Source organism: Bacteroides nordii (genome assembly GCF_019930665.1).
Classification (GTDB): domain Bacteria; phylum Bacteroidota; class Bacteroidia; order Bacteroidales; family Bacteroidaceae; genus Bacteroides; species Bacteroides nordii.
Genome location: NZ_CP082886.1, coordinates 3,867,736 through 3,886,476, shown reverse-complemented (window position 1 = coordinate 3,886,476; position 18,741 = coordinate 3,867,736). Strand labels below are relative to the sequence as shown.

The 18,741-nt window shown below is 42.9% G+C and carries 14 protein-coding genes; 10 read left to right on the top strand and 4 right to left on the bottom strand.

Annotated features, from left to right (window positions below):
* Window positions 1-115: 115 nt before the first annotated feature.
* From K8P02_RS15380 to rodA, 10 genes are all read left to right on the top strand, one after another.
* Window positions 116-1,018 carry a glycosyltransferase family protein gene (locus K8P02_RS15380; protein WP_002562701.1) on the top strand — a complete coding sequence of 301 codons (903 nt, stop codon included), beginning with the start codon at window positions 116-118 and terminating at the stop codon, window positions 1,016-1,018.
* A 99-nt stretch (window positions 1,019-1,117) separates the two neighbouring features.
* On the top strand, window positions 1,118-2,530 hold the full coding sequence (locus K8P02_RS15375; RefSeq protein WP_025867961.1) for a S41 family peptidase: 1,413 nt from the start codon (window positions 1,118-1,120) through the stop codon (window positions 2,528-2,530).
* A gap of 146 nt (window positions 2,531-2,676) precedes the next feature.
* Window positions 2,677-4,638, top strand: a complete 1,962-nt coding sequence (locus K8P02_RS15370; RefSeq protein ID WP_223381501.1) for an ABC-F family ATP-binding cassette domain-containing protein — start codon at window positions 2,677-2,679, stop codon at window positions 4,636-4,638.
* Window positions 4,639-4,746: 108 nt separating this feature from the next.
* On the top strand, window positions 4,747-6,780 hold the full coding sequence (locus K8P02_RS15365; RefSeq protein ID WP_025867962.1) for a M13 family metallopeptidase: 2,034 nt from the start codon (window positions 4,747-4,749) through the stop codon (window positions 6,778-6,780).
* A 150-nt stretch (window positions 6,781-6,930) separates the two neighbouring features.
* Window positions 6,931-8,454, top strand: a complete 1,524-nt coding sequence (gene purH / locus K8P02_RS15360) for a bifunctional phosphoribosylaminoimidazolecarboxamide formyltransferase/IMP cyclohydrolase (protein WP_007487679.1) — start codon at window positions 6,931-6,933, stop codon at window positions 8,452-8,454.
* 126 nt (window positions 8,455-8,580) lie between these two features.
* Window positions 8,581-9,603 carry a rod shape-determining protein gene (locus K8P02_RS15355; RefSeq protein ID WP_025867963.1) on the top strand — a complete coding sequence of 341 codons (1,023 nt, stop codon included), beginning with the start codon at window positions 8,581-8,583 and terminating at the stop codon, window positions 9,601-9,603.
* A 108-nt stretch (window positions 9,604-9,711) separates the two neighbouring features.
* Complete coding sequence (gene mreC / locus K8P02_RS15350; RefSeq protein WP_002562695.1) at window positions 9,712-10,557, top strand: rod shape-determining protein MreC; 846 nt, start codon at window positions 9,712-9,714, stop codon at window positions 10,555-10,557.
* Window positions 10,554-11,051, top strand: a complete 498-nt coding sequence (gene mreD, locus K8P02_RS15345) for a rod shape-determining protein MreD (protein ID WP_002562694.1) — start codon at window positions 10,554-10,556, stop codon at window positions 11,049-11,051. Before mreC ends, mreD begins: the two co-directional genes overlap by 4 nt.
* Window positions 11,052-11,053: 2 nt before the next feature.
* Window positions 11,054-12,910 (top strand): penicillin-binding transpeptidase domain-containing protein, encoded by a 1,857-nt coding sequence (locus K8P02_RS15340; RefSeq protein ID WP_025867964.1) that lies wholly within the window; start codon window positions 11,054-11,056, stop codon window positions 12,908-12,910.
* Entirely contained in the window at window positions 12,891-14,348 is a 1,458-nt protein-coding gene (rodA, locus tag K8P02_RS15335; protein WP_025867965.1) for a rod shape-determining protein RodA, read from the top strand. The genes K8P02_RS15340 and rodA overlap by 20 nt, the downstream gene beginning before the upstream one ends.
* Before the next feature lie 71 nt (window positions 14,349-14,419).
* Here rodA and gldH read toward each other — a convergent pair whose 3' ends face one another.
* The 4 genes from gldH to metF form a co-directional block, all read right to left on the bottom strand.
* A complete protein-coding gene (gene gldH / locus K8P02_RS15330) occupies window positions 14,420-14,899 on the bottom strand; it encodes a gliding motility lipoprotein GldH (protein ID WP_002562691.1) in 480 nt (159 codons plus the stop codon).
* Window positions 14,877-16,373 carry a regulatory iron-sulfur-containing complex subunit RicT gene (gene ricT / locus K8P02_RS15325; RefSeq protein ID WP_025867966.1) on the bottom strand — a complete coding sequence of 499 codons (1,497 nt, stop codon included), beginning with the start codon at window positions 16,371-16,373 and terminating at the stop codon, window positions 14,877-14,879. The genes gldH and ricT overlap by 23 nt, the downstream gene beginning before the upstream one ends.
* 69 nt (window positions 16,374-16,442) lie before the next feature.
* On the bottom strand, window positions 16,443-17,552 hold the full coding sequence (locus K8P02_RS15320; RefSeq protein WP_002562689.1) for a DNA polymerase III subunit: 1,110 nt from the start codon (window positions 17,550-17,552) through the stop codon (window positions 16,443-16,445).
* Between the two features lie 51 nt (window positions 17,553-17,603).
* Complete coding sequence (gene metF / locus K8P02_RS15315) at window positions 17,604-18,557, bottom strand: methylenetetrahydrofolate reductase [NAD(P)H] (protein WP_002562688.1); 954 nt, start codon at window positions 18,555-18,557, stop codon at window positions 17,604-17,606.
* Between the last annotated feature and the right edge of the window lie 184 nt (window positions 18,558-18,741).

Below are 18,741 nucleotides of genomic sequence, written 5' to 3'. Positions count from 1 at the left end.
CAATTGTCAACTGTCAACTAAATAAGCTTTCAATTTTCAATTTTCAACTAAAAAAGTCTTACCTTTGCACCGTTATCACAACATTGACATTACTAACCTTTAATATTACACAGTTATGAAACCAACTTTATTTGTACTCGCTGCCGGTATGGGTAGTCGTTATGGGGGATTGAAACAACTTGACGGACTGGGCCCTAACGGCGAAACTATTATGGATTATTCTATCTACGATGCTATCCGTGGTGGATTTGGCAAGGTTGTTTTCGTCATCCGCAAAGATTTCGAAAAAGACTTCCGCGATAAAATTCTGAGTAAATATGAGAACCATATTCCGGTAGAACTGGTATTCCAGGCACTGGACAATCTGCCCGAGGGCTTTACTTGCCCTGCCGATCGTGTGAAACCATGGGGAACAAACCATGCCGTACTGATGGGTAAAGATGTGATCAAGGAGCCATTTGCCGTTATCAATGCTGACGATTTCTACGGTCGTGACAGCTTTGCTGTACTGGGTGCTGCACTGAGCGAGATGGACGGAAAGAAAGATGACTATTGCATGGTAGGCTATCGTGTAGGTAATACGCTGAGTGAAAGTGGTTCTGTTGCTCGTGGTGTATGCGAGACAAATGCAGACGGTTACCTGACTACGGTAGTTGAACGTACTGCTATCGAGCGTATAGATGGCAAAGTATCTTTCAAAGATGAAAACGGTGTGATGCAAACGATTGCCGACAATACTCCGGTTTCTATGAACATGTGGGGCTTCACTCCCGATTATTTTGAATATTCTGAAGAGTTCTTCAAAGATTTCCTCAAAGAGAATATGGGCAACCTGAAGTCGGAATACTTTATTCCGTTGATGGTGAATAAGCTGATTAACGATGGAACTGCACGTGTGAAAGTATTGGACACTACCAGCAAATGGTTTGGTGTGACATATGCTGACGACCGTCAGGGTGTTGTAGACAAAATTCAGGCTTTGGTAGATGCCGGCGAATATCCTGCAAAACTATTCTAATCGATAGAAAATAACAGAAATAGGAAAGGGGAGAGCAGTAGCTTTCCCTTTTTTTGTACCTTTGCCCCTTGTACATTCCAAACTAAAAGAAAGGTAGTTATGATTAAGTTTTCCGCATATTGCCGGGTGTGTCTGTTGCTGGGGCTCCTGTGCGCGCTCTCTTCTTGTGAAAAGGATGATGATAAAAGCGATAAAGCTGTCAATCAATGGATCGACGCCACTATGCGTAGCTGGTATCTTTGGTATAGTGATATCCCCGATAAAAAGCAGCTGAATTTTAATGCTGAGCCGGAAACATTCTTTCGTTCTCTTTTGTCAAAAGAAGATGGGAAGAATAATCCGCAGGTATCTGGCGGGCATTATTACTATTCTACGATAAAAAAGAAAACCGCTTCCACAACGACACGGTCTTATATGGGCGGGGAACCTGCTTTGGGCTTTGAGTTTCAGAATTGGCAATTAGACAATACAGGCACAAAGTTTGCCGCCAATGTACTTTATGTATTACCTGGTTCTCCGGCAGAGAAAAAGGGATTGAAACGTGGTGACTGGATACATAAGATAAACGGAACGTGGACTAATAATAGTAACATATATGATTTGCTGGGTGATAAAACGGTTGTTCTGGCTGTTTCTGATGGTTGGAATAATCCGGTGACGCATTCTATGGAACTGGTTCCGGCCCTGATAGAAGACAATCCGGTTTTGCTGACAGAGGTTTATCAGGATGAGTCTACCGGAAATAAGAAAGTGGGGTATATGGTATACAATCATTTTACATCCGGACCCGATGGCGATAAAGATACAACCTATGACAAACAACTTCGTCAGCGGTTTGCAGAGTTTAAGGCAGAGGGAGTGGAAGAGTTTATTCTTGATCTTCGTTACAATGGTGGTGGTTTGGTGACGTCTGCCCAACTGTTGGCCGAATTACTTGCTCCAAAGTCTGCTTTGGGAGAAATATTCTGTAACCTGAAGTATAACGATAAGCAGGATAAAACGGTTACTTACCGATTGGACAAGACGGATGAAAATCTGGACTTGCCCCGTCTGTTTATACTTACCGGTAGTAGAACCGCCTCCGCTTCCGAAGCTGTGATTAACGGGCTTCGTCCTTTCTATAAAGTATATTTGCTGGGAGAGCAGACTGAGGGTAAGAATGTGGGATCTATTACGTTGACAAGTGATAAGTATGACTATGAACTGCATCCCATTGTTTGTAAAATATCTAACGCAGAGGGAAATTCGGAATATAAAGATGGTTTTATTCCTGACTGGAAACTGGAGGGTAATGACCGTATGATACTTGGGCATATTGAGTTGGGAGATAAAGACAATGATAAGTTACTGAATGTTGCTGTCGGCATGATTTCGGGACGGGCTACCACGATGAACAAAGATATCCGTTCATCATCAGTATCGTTCAATGCCATCCCCGGTTATAGTTCTTTGGATAGAAAGGCGATGAATGGAGTGCAAATTCCCTTCACATCAGAGGATGTGGAGTGGTAGTGTGATAGCTCAAATGAACCGAAAGAGTGAAGATGATCGTTTTCTGGGTGGAACTGACAGATGTCAGCAATTTACGGCCTAAACCCTTATTGGTTAAGGGATAATTTTCTATCTTTGTAGCCCAATATCAATTATTCATTAACAAAGTGATATCAGTAGAAGGACTTACCGTAGAATTTAATGCCACGCCCTTGTTTTCGGACGTGTCCTATGTTATAAATAAAAAGAACCGTATAGCCCTGGTGGGTAAGAACGGTGTCGGCAAATCGACCATGCTTAAGATTCTGGCTGGTTTACAAAGCCCTACATCGGGTGTAATTGCCATTCCTAAAGAAGTTACGATCGGCTATCTGCCTCAGGTGATGATACTTTCTGACAAGCATACTGTAATGGAAGAAGCTGAACAGGCTTTTGAACATATTTTTCAGTTGCAGGCAGATCTGGAACGAATGAATCAGGAGCTGGCAGACCGTACGGACTATGAATCAGAAGAATATCATAAGTTGATAGACCGGTTTACGCATGAGAATGACCGCTTTCTGATGATGGGCGGAACGAATTTTCGTGCCGAGATAGAGCGTACACTGTTGGGACTTGGTTTCTGCCGGGAAGATTTTGACCGTTCCACATCGGAGTTTTCCGGAGGTTGGCGTATGCGTATCGAGTTGGCCAAACTTCTGCTTCGTCGTCCGGATGTATTGCTATTGGATGAGCCAACCAACCACCTTGATATCGAGAGTATCCAATGGCTGGAAAACTTCCTGTCTACACGTGCCAATGCCGTAGTGCTGGTCAGCCATGACCGGGCTTTCCTCAATAATGTCACTACCCGTACCATTGAGATCACCTGCGGACAGATCTACGATTATAAAGTGAAATACGACGAGTTTGTCGTATTGCGTAAAGAACGCCGTGAACAGCAGCTCCGTGCCTATGAGAATCAACAGAAACAGATACAGGACACCGAAGATTTTATCGAACGTTTCCGCTATAAAGCAACTAAAGCCGTACAGGTACAGAGCCGTATCAAGCAGCTGGAGAAAATAGAGCGCATAGAGGTAGATGAAGAAGATAATTCCGCCCTTCGTCTCAAATTTGTCTGTTCCAGCCGTAGTGGTAATTATCCCGTTATCTGTGAGGATGTCAGGAAAGCATACGGTGCTCATGTTGTTTTTCACGATGTCAACCTCACCATCAATCGGGGGGAGAAGGTGGCATTCGTAGGAAAGAATGGTGAAGGAAAATCTACCCTGGTAAAGTGTATTATGGGAGCAATTACCGATTATGAAGGTAAACTCACCATTGGACACAACGTGCAGATCGGTTATTTTGCTCAGAACCAGGCACAGATGTTGGATGAGAATCTGACGGTATTCGATACGATAGACCGTGTGGCAACCGGAGATATTCGCCTTAAAATCCGCGATATTCTCGGCGCCTTTATGTTTGGCGGCGAAGCTTCGGACAAGAAGGTGAAAGTGCTTTCGGGTGGTGAACGTACGCGTCTTGCCATGATCAAGCTATTGCTTGAACCGGTAAATTTCCTGATTCTCGATGAGCCGACGAACCACCTGGATATGCGTTCAAAGGATGTGTTGAAAGAAGCGATTCGTGAGTTTGACGGTACGGTGATACTCGTCAGCCATGACCGTGACTTTTTAGATGGACTGGCAACTAAAGTCTATGAGTTTGGAGGTGGCCTTGTAAAAGAGCATATCGGAGGTATTTACGACTTCTTGCAGAAGAAAAAGATGGAAAGCCTGAATGAGCTGCAAAAGGGGCCGGCACTTTCAACGTCGCCTACCGGAGTAAAAAGAGATAGCATTTCCGAAGAAGAAGCACCTTCGGACAATAAACTTTCTTATGAGGCTCAGAAGGAACTGAATAAAAAGATAAAGAAGCTCGAACGCCAGGTAGCCGATTGTGAAGAGACGATAGAACAGACAGAGTCTGCCATTGCTATTCTCGAAGAGAAGATGACTACACCGGAAGGAGCTGCAAATATGGCTCTTTATGAACAACATCAGAAGCTTAAACAACAACTTGACCGTACAGTGGAAGAGTGGGAGAAAGTTTCGATGGAACTGGAAGAGGTTATAAAGTTATAATAAGATGATGATGTACGATATATGATTCCTACCCATTCTATAATTTCTACCTCCAATCCCATCACTCTTAATCCTACAACCCTATAACCCTATAACATTATATATAATATGAGAGTAAAGTATTTACCAATTCTTGCAATCTGCATGATGACTACAGGATGCAACAGCAGCAAGCAACAGGCCGCCCTTACGTCCGGCATAGATCTTGCCAACCTTGACACGATGGCTCTTCCGGGAACCGACTTTTATCAGTATGCCTGCGGCGGTTGGATGAAAAATCATCCGCTTACAGACGAGTATTCACGTTTTGGCTCATTTGATATGCTTGCCGAGAACAATCGCAAGCAACTTCATGAGGTTATTGAGGAACTGGCGTCTGCTCAGCACGAGGCAGGTAGTATCGCTCAGAAAGTAGGGGACCTTTACAACATTGCCATGGACAGTGTAAAACTGAACCGTGAAGGGGCTGCTCCTATTAAAGCAGAGCTGGAAAAGATAGCTGCTCTGAAAGATAAATCGGAGATTTATCCGATGATAGCAGAAATGCATAGAAATGGCATTCATCCTTACTTCATTGTTTATGTGAGTGCTGATGATATGAACAGCTCAATGAACATGGTACAGACCTATCAGGGTGGTTTAGGTATGGGGGAACGCGACTATTATCTTGAAAATGATGATAAGACTAAAGAGATACGCGATGCCTATCAGAAGCATATCGTTAAGATGTTCCGGTTGGCTGGATCTGATGAAGCTGCTGCACAGAAAGCGATGAAAGCTGTTATGAACATCGAAACCCGTCTGGCTAAATCAGCACGCTCTATGGTAGAGTTGCGTGATCCGCACGCCAACTATAACAAGAAAACGATGGCTGATGTGAAGAAGGAATATGCTCCTTTTGCATGGGATGTATTCTTTTCTACTCTTGGGGTGAATAACCTGGAAGAGGTGAACATTGGCCAGCCCGCTTCACTGAAAGAAGTAAATGACATCATTGATACGGTTGCGTTGGAAGATCAGATTGCCTATTTACAATGGAATCTTATAAACAGTGCTGCCAACTACCTGAGCGATGATTTTGTAGCACAGAACTTTGATTTCTACGGAAAGACGATGTCTGGTAGAAAAGAGATGAAGCCACGTTGGAAATCTGCTGTAAGTGCGGTTGACGGTTCTTTAGGTGAGGCAGTGGGACAGATGTATGTAGAGAAATATTTCCCTGCTGCAGCCAAAGAACGTATGGTAGGGCTGGTGAAAAACTTGCAGACTTCTTTGGGTGAACGTATCAAAGAGCTTACCTGGATGAGTGATGAGACCAAAGAAAAAGCACTGGAAAAACTGGCTACCTTCCATGTAAAGATCGGCTACCCGGACAAATGGAAAGATTATTCTTCTCTTGAAATTAAAGACGATTCCTATTGGGCTAACATAGAACGTGCCAACCAGTGGGAGCATGCAGAGATGATAGCTAAAGCCGGTAAGCCGGTGGATAAAGATGAGTGGCTGATGACTCCGCAAACGGTAAATGCCTATTATAATCCAACTACCAACGAGATTTGCTTCCCGGCGGGTATCCTTCAATATCCTTTCTTTGATATGAATGCCGATGATGCTTTCAACTATGGTGCTATCGGCGTAGTGATCGGTCATGAGATGACACATGGATTTGACGACCAGGGCCGGCAGTATGACAAAGAGGGTAACCTGAAAGATTGGTGGACTGAAGAAGATGCCAAAAATTTTGAAGAGCGTGCACAGGTGATGGTTAACTTTTTTGACAGTATAGAGGTTGCTCCGGGTGTGTATGCCAACGGACAATTGACATTGGGTGAGAATATCGCTGACCATGGCGGTTTGCAGGTGTCTTTCCAGGCATTTAAGAATGCAACAGCCCAAACACCTCTGAAAGATGAAAACGGTTTTACACCCGAACAACGCTTCTTCCTTGCCTATGCCAATGTGTGGGCCGGTAATATCCGCCCTGAAGAAATTCTTCGTCTGACCAAACTGGATGTGCATTCATTAGGCAAATGGCGTGTGAATGGTGCATTGCCTCAGATAGGTGCATGGTACGATGCATTCGGTATAACAGAGGAAAATCCGATGTTCCTTCCGGTTGACAAAAGGGTCTCTATTTGGTAATAGATTTGTATAAACAATAGCATATACAACAAAGCGCTGACTTCTAATCTTTTAAGTCGGCGCTTTTTTATTATTAATTCACACCTTGTTTATTACGCGCGATAAACAATATTTCGTAACTTTGCGCATCAAATACTTAATAAGTAAACCATGTCTGAGTCAAAAAGAATAAAAACCGCATTGGTATCGGTTTATCATAAGGAAGGTTTGGATGAAATTATCACCAAACTGTATGAAGAGGGAGTAGAGTTTCTGTCAACTGGTGGAACTCGTCAGTTTATCGAATCATTGGGATATCCTTGCAAGGCTGTAGAAGATCTTACTTCTTATCCTTCTATCCTCGGAGGCCGTGTGAAGACACTTCACCCGAAAATCTTCGGAGGAATCCTTTGCCGTCGTGGACTGGAACAAGATATCCAGCAGATTGAGAAATATGAAATACCGGAAATAGACCTCGTGATTGTAGATCTATATCCGTTTGAAGCAACCGTAGCATCGGGTGCTGATGAGGCTTCAATCATCGAAAAGATTGATATAGGTGGAATCTCACTGATTCGTGCCGCTGCTAAAAACTACAATGATGTAGTGATCGTTGCTTCTCAGGCGCAGTACAAACCATTGCTCGATATGTTGATGGAGCATGGGGCTACTTCTTCACTCGAAGAACGCCGCTGGATGGCCAAAGAGGCTTTTGCTGTTTCTTCACACTATGATTCGGCCATCTTCAATTACTTTGATGCAGAAGAAGGTTCGGCTTTCCGTCAGTCTGCCAATGATCAGAAGATGCTCCGTTATGGTGAAAACCCACATCAGAAGGGATATTTCTATGGAAACCTGGACGCTATGTTCGACCAGATTCACGGAAAGGAAATCTCTTATAACAATCTGTTGGATATCAATGCAGCTGTTGAACTGATTGATGAATTTGAAGATGTTACTTTTGCTATCTTGAAACATAATAATGCCTGCGGGTTAGCTTCACGTCCTACTGTGCTCGATGCATGGAAAGATGCGTTGGCTGGTGATCCGGTTTCTGCCTTTGGCGGAGTCTTGATTACGAATGCTGTGATCGATAAAGAAACTGCAGAGGAGATTAACAAAATATTCTTTGAAGTAGTGATTGCCCCGGATTATGATGTAGATGCGCTTGAAATTCTGGGACAGAAGAAGAACCGTATTATTTTGGTTCGCAAGGAAGCTAAGTTGCCCAAGAAGCAGTTCCGCTCATTGCTGAACGGCGTGTTGGTACAGGAGAGAGACCTGAACATCGAAACCGTGGCCGACTTAAAGACCGTGACTGATAAAGCACCTGCTCCCGAAGAGGTAGAGGACATGCTGTTTGCTAATAAAATAGTGAAGAACAGCAAATCCAATGCTATCGTACTGGCTAAAAACAAACAGTTGCTGGCAAGTGGTGTAGGACAGACTTCACGCGTTGACGCTCTCAAACAAGCTATCGAGAAAGCTAAATCATTCGGATTCGATCTGAATGGGGCAGTGATGGCTTCGGATGCATTCTTTCCTTTCCCCGATTGTGTTGAAATTGCGGGTAATGAGGGAGTAACAGCAGTTATCCAGCCGGGTGGCTCTGTAAAAGATGAATTAACGTTCGAGTATTGCAATGAACATGGTATTGCAATGGTGACAACGGGAATTCGTCACTTTAAACACTAAAAAGATTTATGATTTGACGATTTACGATTTACAATTGAAGCTTGCTTCTTGTAAATCATAAATCTGAGAATTGTAATAAGGAGTAATATCAATCGTAAATTGTAAATAGTTAAATCGTAAATATACATGGGATTATTCTCTTTTACACAAGAAATAGCGATGGACCTGGGAACTGCCAATACCATCATCATTACCAATGGTAAGATTGTGGTGGACGAACCGTCAGTGGTAGCTTTGGACCGTCGTACTGATAAGATGATTGCCGTGGGTGAGAAGGCAAAGATGATGCATGAGAAAACTCACGAAAATATACGTACCATCCGTCCGCTCCGTGACGGTGTAATTGCTGATTTCTATGCTTGTGAACAGATGATGCGTGGCCTTATCAAACAGGTGAATACCCGTAGTCATTTGTTCTCTCCTTCTCTCCGTATGGTTATCGGAGTGCCTTCGGGTAGTACGGAGGTTGAGCTTCGTGCTGTTCGTGACTCTGCAGAGCATGCCGGAGGACGCGATGTCTATTTGGTATTCGAGCCTATGGCGGCAGCTATCGGTATTGGTATCGATGTAGAGGCGCCCGAAGGAAATATGATTGTTGATATAGGTGGTGGTTCTACTGAGATTGCTGTTATCTCATTGGGAGGTATTGTTTCTAATAATTCTATCCGCATTGCCGGTGATGATCTTACTGCTGATATTCAGGAATACATGAGCCGCCAGCATAACGTGAAGGTGAGTGAGCGTATGGCAGAACGTATTAAGATTAATGTAGGTGCTGCCCTTACTGAATTGGGTGATGATGCTCCTGAAGATTATATCGTTCACGGACCGAATCGTATTACAGCACTTCCGATGGAGGTACCTGTATGCTATCAGGAAGTGGCTCACTGTCTGGAGAAATCAATCTCTAAGATTGAAACTGCCGTGTTGAGCGCATTGGAAAATACACCTCCCGAATTGTATGCCGATATTGTTCACAGCGGAATCTATCTGGCAGGTGGTGGTGCATTGCTCCGTGGCCTTGACAAACGTCTGACAGACAAAATCAATATTCCTTTCCACATAGCCGAAGATCCTCTTCATGCAGTGGCAAAAGGAACAGGAGTGGCGTTGAAGAATATTGACCGCTTCTCGTTCTTAATGAGATAAATAATGTAATAATGTGCCAATATGCCAATGTGCCAATTACCATGCGGTATTATAGCGCAACCAATTGGCACATTGGCATATTAGCATATTGACACATTATTAATAATTATGCGGAATTTACTGAACTTCCTTCTTAAGTACAATTACTGGTTTCTCTTCATTTTGCTGGAGGTGATCTGTTTTGTTCTATTATTTCGCTTTAATAACTATCAGCAGAGTGTTTACTTCACTTCTGCCAATGTTGTTACCGGCAAGGTTTATGAGGTTTCCGGAAGTGTCTCTTCTTATTTTCATTTGAAGTCAGTAAACGAAGATTTGCTTGATCGTAATATGTTGCTTGAGCAGCAGATAGCCAATCTGGAGAATGCATTGAGAGAGCGCCAGGTAGATTCGGTTATTGTAAACAGTATCCGGAATCTTGATAATAAGGACTATCAGATATTCAAAGCACATGTCATTCGGAATAGTTTGAATCAGGCAGATAACTACATTACATTGGATAAAGGTTCCTCTTCCGGTATTCGACCCGAGATGGGAGTGGTGGATGGAAACGGGGTTGTAGGTATTGTATATAAGACATCTCCCAACTATTCACTTGTTATTTCTGTATTGAACAGTAAATCGAGTATAAGTTGTAAAATTGTAGGTAGTGAGTATTTCGGTTATCTGAAATGGGAGCATGGTGACTCACGTTACGCCTATTTGAAAGATCTGCCCCGTCATGCCGAATTTAATTTAGGAGATACGGTAGTGACCAGCGGGTATTCCACTGTTTTTCCGGCAGGTGTTATGGTAGGTACAGTAGACGATATGTCCGATTCCAATGACGGACTTTCTTATTTACTAAAGATTAAACTGGCTACGGACTTCGGAAAACTGGGTGATGTGAGAGTGATTGCCCGGACCGGGCAAATGGAACAGCAGGAACTTGAAAATATGAGTACGAAGCAATGATGATACACTATATACACAGGATGGGATGGTTTGTAGGATTAGTCCTTCTTCAGGTACTGATTCTAAATAATGTTCATATTGCAGGCTATGCCACTCCTTTCTTATATGTCTATTTCATCTTGAAATTTGCTTCCGGCACTTCCCGGAACGAATTGATGTTATGGGCTTTCTTCTTAGGACTAACCATAGATATATTTTCCAATACTCCGGGGATGAATGCGGCGGCAACTGTATTTCTGGCTTTTGTGCGTCCCACATTTCTGCGGTTGTTTACTCCGCGTGATACATTAGACAGCATCATACCTTCTATCCGGACGATGGGGATTGCTTCTTTTCTGAAGTTTACGGTGACAAGTGTTTTTGTGCATCATCTGATCCTGCTCACTATCGAGTTCTTTTCATTTTCCAGCATACCGCTGTTGTTGCTAAGGGTAGTCGCATGTACCCTGCTGACTGTTACGTGTATTATGGCTGTTGAAGGGATAAGGAGATAGGCATGGCAAAAGATTATGTATTAGAGAAACGAAAATTTGTTATCGCAGGAACTGCTATTTGTATTGTGTTTATCTATATAGTACGGCTTTTCTTTTTGCAGATATCCACCGATGATTATAAAAAGAATGCTGATAGTAATGCTTTTCTGAATAAGATACAGTATCCTTCGCGTGGGGCAATGTATGATCGTAACGGTAAATTGCTTGTTTTCAATCAGCCGGCATATGACATAACGATTGTTCCCAAAGAAATTGAAAATCTGGATACACTTGATCTATGCCGGACATTGAATATCACGCGGGAGCAGTTTCTGAAAATAATGTCCGACATGAAAGACCGCCGGAGAAATCCGGGCTATTCAAGATATACCAATCAAGTATTCATGTCCCAGTTATCTGCTGAAGAGTGTGGGGTATTCCAAGAAAAGCTGTTTAAGTTTCAGGGATTTTATATACAGCGGCGTACCATCCGGCAGTATACCTATAATTCTGCTGCTCATGCTTTGGGAGATATTGGCGAGGTATCAATGCGTGATATTGAAAATGATGATTATTACATCCGTGGAGATTATATCGGTAAGCAGGGAGTAGAAAAATCCTATGAGAAATACCTTCGTGGCGAGAAGGGGGTTGAAGTTTTGCTTCGCGATGCTCACGGACGTATTCAGGGGCATTATATGGATGGTCAGTTCGATCGTCCTTCTATACCGGGTAAGAATCTCACTTTAGGACTGGATATTGATCTGCAGATGCTGGGCGAACGCTTGCTGAAGAATAAAATCGGAAGTATTGTTGCCATTGAGCCCGAGACAGGAGAAATTCTATGTCTGGTTTCCTCCCCTGATTTTGATCCGCATCTGATGATCGGGCGGCAGCGGGGTAAGAATCACTTGATGTTACAGCGGGACAAGCGTAAGCCTCTGTTGAATCGTGCTTTGATGGGAGCTTATCCTCCGGGATCAACTTTTAAAGCTGCTCAGGCATTAACTTTCTTACAAGAAGGGATTATTCAGGAAAATACTCCGGCATTCCCATGCTATCATGGATTTATATATGGGAGCTTGAAAGTGGGATGTCATGCTCATGGCTCTCCATTACCACTGGTGCCGGCGTTGGCCACTTCCTGTAACTCTTATTTCTGTTGGGGATTGTTTCGTATGTTTGGCGACCGTAAGTACGGTTCGCCGCAAAATGCTATAACTGTCTGGAAAGATCATATGGTATCTCAAGGCTTCGGCTATAAGTTGGGTGTGGATTTGCCCAGTGAAGGACGAGGGTTGATACCCAATGCTGCATTTTATGATAAACCTTACAAGGGGCGCTGGAACGGATTGACTGTGATCAGTATTGCTATCGGGCAGGGGGAGATTCTGGCCACTCCTTTGCAAATCGCAAATTTGAGTGCGACGATTGCCAACCGCGGACATTTTATCACTCCACATATTGTGAAAGAGATTCAGGATAATCAGCTTGACAGTATTTACCGGACTCCCCGTGTGCCCACCATTGACCGCATACATTATGAAGAGGTAGTAAAGGGAATGCGTGCCGCTGTAACGGGAGGAACCTGTAGAGTAGCCGGTTATATGTTTCCCGAAGGTGAGATATGCGGTAAAACGGGTACGGCACAGAATCGTGGGCATGACCACTCTGCCTTTATGGGATTTGCTCCGATGAATAATCCCAAGATAGCCATTGCAGTCTATGTGGAGAATGGAGGGTTTGGTGCAACCTATGGTGTACCTATTGGTACTTTGATGATAGAACAATATTTGAATGGAAAACTTTCTCCGGCCAGTGAAGCAAAGGCAGCAGAGTTTAGCGATAGAATTATAATGTATGGTGACGAGGAACGATAGTTTATGGAAAACGCTGGATTGGGTAACAATTGCTATTTACCTGCTCCTTATTATTGCCGGATGGTTCAGTGTTTGCGGAGCCAGTTATGACTATGGCGACCGGGACTTCCTTGATTTTTCTACCCGTGCCGGTAAGCAGTTTATGTGGATTATCTGCTCATTTGGTCTGGGATTTATCTTACTGATGCTCGAAGACAGGATGTACGATATGTTTTCCTACATTATATATATAGGAATGATGCTTCTGCTCGTGGCTACCATATTTATAGGTAGTGATATTAAAGGTTCCAATTCATGGATCAAACTTGGGCCTGTAAATCTTCAACCGGCAGAGTTTGCTAAGTTTGCCACTGCCCTGGTGTTAGCCAAATATATCAACTCCTATTCCTTTAATATCAGGAAAGGGAAGTGTTTTCTGGCACTGCTCGCCTTTATCATGCTTCCTATGATACTGATTATTCTGCAAAAGGAAACGGGATCTGCACTGGTATATCTGGCCTTTTTTCTGGTGCTTTATCGTGAAGGTATGCCGGGAGTCGTACTCTTTTCCGGTGTGTGTGCTGTAGTCTATTTTGTTGTTGGTATACGTTTTGATCAGGTATTTATAGCCGATACGCCTACTCCCATCGGAGAATTTTCAGTTCTGTCTATGGTGTTGTTGTTTGCCGGTGGCATGGTGTGGGTTTATAGAAAGAAGTGGAAGCCGATGCGGAATATCATTGCAGGTAGCTTGGTTGTGATGCTTCTTGCTTTCCTCATCTCGGAATATATTGTACCTTTTAATCTGGTATGGGTACAATGGGTACTTTGTGTTGCTGTGGTTGGGTATCTGATGTTTCTCTCTTTGAGTGAACGTCAGAAATCTTATATGCTCATCGGATTGTTTGCTATTGGATCTGTCGGTTTTCTCTATTCAAGCGATTATGTTTTCGATAATATCCTCGAGCCACATCAGCAGATTCGTATTAAAGTTGTACTGGGTATGGAAGAAGACCTGACCGGTGCCGGCTATAATGTAAATCAATCAAAAATTGCTATTGGTTCCGGTGGCCTTACAGGGAAAGGATTCCTGAATGGTACACAGACAAAGTTGAAGTATGTTCCCGAACAGGACACTGATTTTATCTTTTGTACGGTAGGTGAAGAGCAGGGCTTTGTTGGATCATCTATTGTGCTGCTGCTGTTTTTGGCACTGATATTACGGCTTATTGCAGTGTCTGAACGGCAACCTTCTGCTTTTGGGCGTGTATATGGGTATTCGGTAGTTAGTATATTCCTTTTCCATATCTTTATTAATATTGGTATGGTACTTGGATTGACACCTGTGATTGGCATTCCATTGCCTTTCTTTAGTTATGGAGGTTCTTCTCTGTGGGGATTTACAATTTTACTTTTTATTTTCCTGCGGATTGATGCAGGGCGCGGAAGGAGACTGTAAAGAAGGGAGAGGGGAGAATTGAGAAGGGAGAAGTACTATGCAGCGTGATAGCGCAGCCCACTTCTCCCTTCTCAATTCTCCCCTCTCCCTTCAATTTTGACCCCTACGTCATTGATACCTTTCAGTAGTTCATCCTGCATTCCGTGTGTTATTTTAAAGGTATAATTTCCCGGGTGCCGGACAATGGCAGAGCCGATAGGCAAAGTTGATTGAAATAAACTTCCCCAGCCGGTACCATTCCACTTGCCTTCTTTGTCTGCGAGGATAAGCAGTAATGTATCTGTTTTCCATACCGTACTGTTTTCAAGATTGTGACTAACAGTTAAGTAGATATTCCGGTAAGCGTAATTACTTTCATTACGTATTTCTGCAGATAGCTGGAGTAGGGCTAACGAATCTTTGATCGGGACATTGAAAAAGAGTGTATCACTCTTCTTCCATCCTTCTGTAGGTATGGATTGGTAAGAGTGATACACAGTGTTTTCGTTGCAAGCGGCTGTCAGACAGGTAGCTAACAGAATCCATATGCTATTCCTGAGTAGGTTTTTCATTTCTCTCTTTAGCTGGCTTCTCGTTGTTTTGTGGTCTTTCTCCATTCTGCGGTTTTTCTCCGTTTTGTGGCCTTTCTCCACGTCTGTCATTATTATTACGTGGACGATTGTTGTTTTTCGAACGATCGTTACGTGGACGTTGTTGCTCACCATCATTATTGGATTGTGGCGTTTGTTGCTGTCCTTCTGCATTATTCTGTTGCGGACGATTAGGGCGTGGTCCGTTTTCCCGTTGTACCGGTCGTTCCGGGCGAGTGTTGGCTTCCTGTTGTGAACGTCCCGGACGATTGCCATTATCTTGTTGTGGACGTCCTGTTCTTCCTTCAGCTTCTTGCTGCGGACGATTCGCATTGTTCTTTTTCTTCTTTCTGTTACGGTTTCCACCTTCGGCTCCTTCTTTTCCTTCCTTTCGGCGACGATCACGGTCAAAGCGAGTCAAACTTTCCTGTTCTACCAGATCAACCGGTTTTTTAGGTTCTTGTTTGTGCTCTTCTTCCAGTAAACTTTCCGGTTTAGCACCTCTTTTGTTCATTCCGATGACTTCAAAAGCCCTTTTACCACTAATAGTTACCAAATTAGCGGGGAAGTTTTTATCGGTAGAGTAGGAGATCTGATTACTTAAAATATCCGCTTTGAAGAAATAGAACGTTCCGTCTTTTGTTTCTAATTCAATTTCTTTAGAAGGCAGACGCTTCTGTGCCTCTACATAGCAATCTACTTCGTAGTTCAGGCAACATTTCAGCTTGGCACATTGTCCGGCAAGTTTCTGTGGGTTAAGGGAAATGTCCTGATAGCGGGCTGCACTTGTAGATACGGATACGAAACTGGTCATCCAGGTAGCACAGCATAACTCACGTCCACAAGGACCGATACCACCGATACGTCCGGCTTCCTGACGTGCACCAATCTGCTTCATTTCGATACGGACACGAAATGCTTCTGCCAGTACTTTGATCAATTGGCGGAAGTCTACCCGTTCGTCCGCAATATAGTAGAAAATGGCTTTATTACCATCTCCCTGATATTCAACGTCTCCTATTTTCATATCCAGATTCAGGCTGGACGCTATTTGGCGTGAGCGAATCATTGTTGCGTGCTCTTTAGCTTTTGCTTCATCAAACTTCTCCATATCTACCGGTTTGGCTTTGCGGTAGATACGTTTAATTTCTACATCTGGCTTAATGTTTGCTTTTCGCATTTGCAACGGAACGAGGCGTCCCGTCAGTGTTACTACACCGATATCATGTCCGGGTGTTGCTTCAACAGCTACTACATCACCCTTTTCTAACTTAATTTTATTACTGTTTCGATAGTATCCTTTGCGGGTATTCTTGAATTGAACCTCCACCATGTCACTCTCCTCAGCATTGCCTGGTATATCTGCCAGCCAATCGTAGGTGTTCAGTTTATTATCTTGTCGGGAGCAACTTTTGCAGCAAAGGCTACCGCTCCCATTATGTAACTTAAAATCCATCTATATATTTATAATTTTACAATTTACTATTTACTGAATTAACTCTTCCTTTTCTCCTCTCTCTCTTTTTTAACTTTTCAACAGTACAATCATTTTTAACGAGAAGTCGAAGAACACCATTTTGGCATTCACATTCTGCTCGATATGTTGTTGCGCTTCACTCAACTCATTCATGATGCCTATCACATTTCTCTCATTGACGAATGGTGCAAAGCGGGTTGAAAAATTCTGTTCATCGGGCGTCATATAGACTAACTCTTTTTGATGCAGGTTGTATATGAAGTTTTCTCTTATCATTCGCTGGCAGTAAGATAAGAAATTCTTCTGACGTTCGCGCCCCAGAGCAGCCACTTGTTCACTCCATAGTTTCATTTCCCGTATTTTCCGTTGGTAGGAGAGTCGCATCAGGTTGACAAAGAGCTCAAAGAATAACTGGCTCTCTTCATTCAGATGAATTGTTTCGAGGGCTTTGATAAAATTCCCGTTTGCCAGATGGGCGATAGTTACACTGGTTGCCTGCTGTACACCATATTTCTGTTGAAGCACTTGCGCTATGCTTGCTTCATCTATCTTGCGGATGTTAAAACGTTGTGTTCGGCTTAATATAGTTGGCAGAATAAGGTCTGGTGCCTCGGAAACCAAGAGGAAAACTGTTTTTTCGGGTGGCTCTTCTAAAAGTTTCAGTAGCTTGTTGGAGCAAGCTAATTGCATCTTCTCCGGCAGCCAGATTATTGTGATTTTAAATCCACCTTCGCTTGATTTCAAGCTGAGTTTCTTCATTATCTCATCACTTTCCTTGGTATAGATGACGGCTTGTGCATTTTCTGCATTAATCTCATTCAACCAATGATTGAGATTGAAATACGGATTATTTAATACCATCCGCCGCCATTCTACTATATAATCGTCACTTCGCCCGGATTTCACAACAGGAAATACAAAATGCACATCCGGGTGTACCAGTTTACTGAACTTCACGCATGACGGACAAACTCCACAAGCATCCGTTGCACCACGATTGGTACAGCTGATATAGCGTGCATATGCCAAAGCCAGAGGTAGTTTACCCACTCCTTCCGGCCCACAAATAAGTTGTGCATGTGGAATACGACCTTCATTCACTTCCTGAATGAGTCGCTGCTTTGTTTCTTCTTGTCCGATTACGTCTTTAAAAAACACAATTCTATTTATTATTTAATCGTTCACAAATTATGAATCACAATTCATGATTCAATAAATCTCTTTAGCAACCTCTTTAATGCTGTCTACGGCACCAATAGAGTAGAAATGTATACTTGATACTCCATGTGCCATCAGTTCCCGGCATTGCTTAACACACCATTCTACACCTACTTGCTGTACCTCTGCCTCATTTTTACATTTCAGTGCTTCCTTCACCAGATCATCCGGAAGATCCACTTTGAAGGTTTTGGGTATCATGCTTAGTTGCGAAGCTTTTTTGAAAGGTTTTATTCCCGGAATAATAGGAATATTGATACCTTCCTGTCTGGCTTTCTCTACAAAGTCGAAGTATTTCTGGTTGTCATAGAAGAGTTGGGTTACAGCATATTCAGCTCCGGCCTCTACTTTTTTCTTCAGCCAGTAGATGTCCGAATCCATGTTAGGAGCTTCTTCATGTTTCTCGGGATAGCAAGCCACACCATATGAAAATGGAGTATTGGTGACTTTCATTTCCGATCCGTCAACAAAGATACCTTTATTGAAATTATTGATCTGTTCCTGTAATTCGATAGCATGATAATAACCGTCTCCTTCGGGAGTAAACACCGATTCGTGTTTAGCCTTGTCTCCACGGAGTACCAATAGGTCAGTTATACCTAAAAATTGGAGGTCAAGCAGTACATATTCTGTCTCTTCACGGGTAAAGCCACTACATAAAAGGTGTGGGACTACCGTGATATTGTATTTATTCTGAATGGCAGCGGCTACGGCTACTGTTCCCGGACGTCTTCTAAGTTTGTTACGCTGAAACAATCCGTTACCCAGATCTTTGTACACATATTCACTCCGGTGTGTTGTTATATTGATATATTTAGGGTCGAATTCACGCAATGTATCAATATCCCGGCATAATTTCTCAATCCCTGTACCTTTCAGAGGGGGGAGGATTTCAAAAGAAAAAGCTGTTTTCTCGTTGCTATGTATGAGGTCTATTACTTTCATTTATTCAGTTATTCTTCTTGGCTTCTGCGTAGAAGCGTGCATATTGGGACAAAAATACGAAAAAAGAAAGATTTTCTTTCGTTTGAGCTGAAATAGTTTCGTATTTCTCTATATGGAGGGATATAAAAATGGGGAATACGGACATAACTTTCTTTTTATAAGATGTTTTGTACTGTCTGTGGAT